The sequence below is a fragment of the Chryseobacterium sp. PMSZPI genome (assembly GCF_002835665.1).
Taxonomy (GTDB): Bacteria; Bacteroidota; Bacteroidia; order Flavobacteriales; family Weeksellaceae; genus Chryseobacterium.
The window spans coordinates 1-4,076 of record NZ_PIZV01000047.1 but is presented as its reverse complement, the minus strand read 5'-3'; the positions used below and the strand labels follow the sequence as shown (position 1 = coordinate 4,076).

Annotated in this window: 4 protein-coding genes and 1 pseudogene; 1 reads left to right on the top strand and 4 read right to left on the bottom strand. The window is 34.7% G+C overall.

Annotated elements, in window-relative coordinates; all coding sequences use genetic code 11:
• Positions 1 to 520 (bottom strand): peroxiredoxin (locus CW752_RS09185; RefSeq protein ID WP_101239423.1); only part of this gene is annotated, 520 nt, incomplete at its 3' end.
• Between the two features lie 94 nt (positions 521 to 614).
• Here CW752_RS09185 and CW752_RS09180 point away from each other — a divergent pair.
• Complete coding sequence (locus tag CW752_RS09180) at positions 615 to 1,499, top strand: mechanosensitive ion channel family protein (RefSeq protein WP_101239422.1); 885 nt, start codon at positions 615 to 617, stop codon at positions 1,497 to 1,499.
• 457 nt (positions 1,500 to 1,956) lie between these two features.
• On the opposite strand, the gene sucC is transcribed toward CW752_RS09180, so the two are convergent.
• The 3 genes and pseudogenes from sucC to CW752_RS09165 all read right to left on the bottom strand — a co-directional run.
• Positions 1,957 to 3,147 carry an ADP-forming succinate--CoA ligase subunit beta gene (gene sucC / locus CW752_RS09175; protein WP_076390839.1) on the bottom strand — a complete coding sequence of 397 codons (1,191 nt, stop codon included), beginning with the start codon at positions 3,145 to 3,147 and terminating at the stop codon, positions 1,957 to 1,959.
• A gap of 180 nt (positions 3,148 to 3,327) precedes the next feature.
• A complete protein-coding gene (locus tag CW752_RS09170; protein ID WP_050022146.1) occupies positions 3,328 to 3,714 on the bottom strand; it encodes a DUF423 domain-containing protein in 387 nt (128 codons plus the stop codon).
• 1 nt (position 3,715) lies between these two features.
• A pseudogene (locus CW752_RS09165) lies at positions 3,716 to 4,076 on the bottom strand (hypothetical protein); the annotation flags it as partial.

Below are 4,076 nucleotides of genomic sequence, written 5' to 3'. Positions count from 1 at the left end.
CGTTCTTCCAATTTACAGGAGTTGCAACAGTATAGGAATCCACTAATTGTAAAGAATCCAGTACTCGTAGTATTTCATCAAAGTTTCTTCCTGTAGAAGCCGGATAGGTAATAATTAATCTAACTTTTTTAGCAGGATCTATAATCAACAAAGAACGAACTGTAGCTGTAGTCGAAGCATTAGGATGAATGAAATCATAGAGTTCTGAGATCTTTTTATCTTTATCTGCAATAATCGGAAACTGTACATCCGTATTTTGGGTTTCATTAATGTCTTTAATCCAATTCTGATGATCATCTACCCCATCTACACTCAAAGCAATAACTTTTGTTCTTCTTTTTTCAAATTCAGACTGTAATTTGGAAGTATATCCTAATTCTGTGGTGCAAACCGGAGTATAGTCTGCCGGATGGGAGAATAAAATTCCCCAGGAATCTCCAAGATAATCATGGAAATTAATGTCACCTAAAGATGACTCGGCCTGAAAGTTGGGTGCTGTATCTCCTAATTTGATTGACATAATATTTTGTTTTTCTAGTCTACAAATTTAGTAGACTTTTTGGAACTGGCAAATTTTTTGTTGAAAATTTATATCTTTAATTAAAAATTTATCAATGCAGAAAACTGGACTCACCTACTTCGACCTTGTTTATAAGGTATTGGAAAGCTGGTATGTGACGTTTGCCGAACTTACACCAAAATTAATTGTCGGAATCCTAGTATTTACTTTTTTCCTGATTACCAGTAAATATTTAAGTCAGATTGCGGTAAAACTATTTCATAGATTTTTCCCAAAAAGTCAAAAAGAAAGCTCTCTGGTAACTTTAATCGGAGTTTTCAGGTTTCTGATTATGTTATTGGGAACTTTCATTTCTTTAGAAATTATGGGATTCAGCGGTTTCCTTTGGAAGTTTATTGGAAGTTTAGGAGTAGCAGGTGTTATTGCCGGGGTTGCCTTAAAAGATCTTGTTTCGAGTATCTTTTCAGGAATGCTTATTGGTATTGATAAAGCTTTTAAAGTTGGGGATTATATCACAATTGGTGCTCATTCCGGAACGGTACAGGAAATTGGTTTTGTAACAACTAAAATTCTTACGGATGACGGAAAGAAAGCTTACATTCCGAATCAGGTTGTGTTTAATGCTCCATTTTATAATATTACCGCTTCACCGCAACGCAGAATTATTTTAAATTTTGAGATTCCGGCTGACGAAGATATCAGTAAAGCTCAGAAAAGTATTCTGGAAGTAATACAGAATCTTGATAATGTAGATAAGCTGGATACTGCAGAAGTAATATTCACAGATCTGAAACAGGGTTCATTCAATCTTCAGGTAAAATTCTGGATTAAGATAGGTGCAAATCTGGCACAGGTAAGAAGTAAAGCCTATTTAACTATTAAAGAACGATTTGATGTAGATAAAATTCAATTGGTGACTCCTACAAGCATTAGTATTACCAATACGGAAAGCAATTTGCCTGAGAGTCAGGATAAGTAATTTATTTCCCACAGATCTCACTGATTTCACAGATGGTTGTGGGTACATTAACATAATTGAAAGCTGCTTCAAATGATTGGAGTAGCTTTTTTTGTTGGTAAGTGCAAGGCTGCAAATGTTTTTATGTTATCAAAGATTTTATCTCCGATAAAATTGTATACTGCTGGTAATGGCCACTAATGCACGAATAATTTTATTTGTGTATAAATAAATCTATGTGGTTAAAAATTTAGACCTACAAAGGGCGCATAGAATATATATTTCAGTGGTGAGTCTTAAAGTTGGAATTAATATTATAGCATCAAAAAAATTCGCGTATTCGTGGCAAAAAAAATATCAGCATAGCTCTTACTGAAGATCTTTGTGGCCTTATGAATTCCAATAAAAAAATAATGTTTGAAAACAAAAAACCGCTCCAAAACTGGAACGGTTTCTATTTTTATTTTAAAATTTTAGATTAAGCTAAAACTTCTTTTACTTTGTTAGCAGCTTCTTCTAAAGTAATTGCAGAGTGAACAGGAAGACCAGACTCGTCAATTAATTTTTTAGCTTCTACCGCGTTAGTTCCTTGTAATCTTACGATCAATGGAACCGGAAGGCTACCCATTGCTTTATAAGCATCTACAACTCCTTGAGCAACTCTGTCACATCTTACGATACCTCCGAAGATATTGATTAAGATTGCTTTTACGTTTGGATCCCTTAAGATAATTCCGAAAGCAGTTTGTACTCTCTGAGCATCAGCTGTACCACCTACGTCAAGGAAGTTAGCAGGGTTACCACCAGATAATTTGATGATATCCATAGTTGCCATTGCAAGACCTGCACCGTTTACCATACAAGCAACGTTACCGTCCAATTTTACGAAGTTAAGACCAGCTTCACCAGCTTCAACATCCATTGGATCTTCTTCTCTTGTATCTCTAAGCTCAGCTAAGTCTTTGTGACGGAATAATGAGTTGTCATCTAAAGTTACTTTCGCATCTACAGCGATAATTTTGTTATCAGAAGTTTTCAACACAGGGTTGATTTCGAAAAGAGATGCATCAATACCAGTATAAGCATTGTAAAGAGAACCGATGAATTTTACGAATTCTTTGAAAGCATTTCCTTCAAGACCTAGATTGAAAGCAATTTTTCTAGCCTGGAAACCTTGAAGACCTAAAGCAGGATCAATGATTTCTTTGTGGATTAAGTGAGGAGTCACTTCAGCAACGTGCTCAATATCCATACCACCTTCAGTAGAATATACGATCGTATTTTTACCTTCAGCTCTGTCTAATAGAATAGAAACATAAAATTCTTTAGTTTCTGTTTCTCCTGGATAATATACATCCTCTGCAACCAAAACAGAATTTACTTTTTTACCCTCAGCAGAAGTTTGTGGAGTTACCAACTGCATTCCGATGATGTTCTGAGCGTTTTCTTTAAGTTTATCCATGTTTGGAGAGAACTTTACACCACCACCTTTACCACGACCACCTGCGTGGATCTGTGCTTTTACTACCCAGCCTTGAGCGCCAGTTTCAGCAGTTAGTTTTTCAGCAGCAGCTACAGCTTCGTCTACGTTGTTTGCAACGAAACCACGTTGGATAGCTACTCCATACTTTGATAAAATCTCTTTTGATTGATACTCGTGAAGATTCATATTATTTTTATTATTTTATTTAAAAATTTAAAGGTTGACAAATTTACTAAAAAGACACGGAAGTTCAAGATTCTTCATTCAAAAATTAAAGATTAGTTCCTTGATTTTTGACATGTCTATACATTTTCTCTTATTCTTCCGATAATTTTTCAGACTGTAACCCTCTATTAATTTTCATTCTTAAATTTTGTTTTTAGCAAAATAAAGAATCAACATTCCCCAGCTTAGAATCATCAGCAATCCGCCAAGCGGAGTAATGGGACCTAAAAATTTAAGATTTGCCCCCAAATAGTCCTGCATGCTCAGGAAATAAATACTTACAGAAAACAAAAATGTTCCGGCAATCATTAAGATGGATGTCCATTTTTCTGTAGACGTTTCAAATTTTAAAATGTACCCGATGATTAACAGAAAAAAAGCTGCGTACATTTGGTATCTTACTCCGGTTTCAAAACTTTCCAGTCTTTCTACGGACAATATCTTCTTTAAGGCATGTGCTCCGAATGCGCCAAGTATTACCGACAGCATTCCATACACCGCTCCAAAAATTAAAGTAATCGTTTTCATTTTATAATTCTTCTAATTCTAGATTTAAATATTTTTTTGTTTTATAGTCCTGCCATGTTCCGATGATCTTATTTCCTTTCACATCAGCTTCTACCAAAGCTCTTGGTATCCATGCTTTCAATTCTTCACTATGATAATCATCTTCTGTCATGGAGATATGATTATCTTTTATCTTTCCTCCCCATTCAATCAGTTTTTTATTCTTATCATACCAATATTTTGCAGAAAAAGAACCATCAGTATATATTTGATTGATCAAAACAGTGATCGGATACTTTCCGTCGATCTTACCTCGATATAGTTTATTATTAAGACTGGTTTTATCTATTTTTTCAGAGCCTGAAAGCAAATTTGCCGCATAA

Excerpts from the sequence above, each read along its gene's own strand:
- CW752_RS09180 (WP_101239422.1), top strand. The coding sequence starts at position 615 with ATGCAGAAAACTGGACTCACCTACTTCGACCTTGTTTATAAGGTATTG.
- sucC (WP_076390839.1), bottom strand. The coding sequence starts at position 3,147 with ATGAATCTTCACGAGTATCAATCAAAAGAGATTTTATCAAAGTATGGA.
- CW752_RS09170 (WP_050022146.1), bottom strand. The coding sequence starts at position 3,714 with ATGAAAACGATTACTTTAATTTTTGGAGCGGTGTATGGAATGCTGTCG.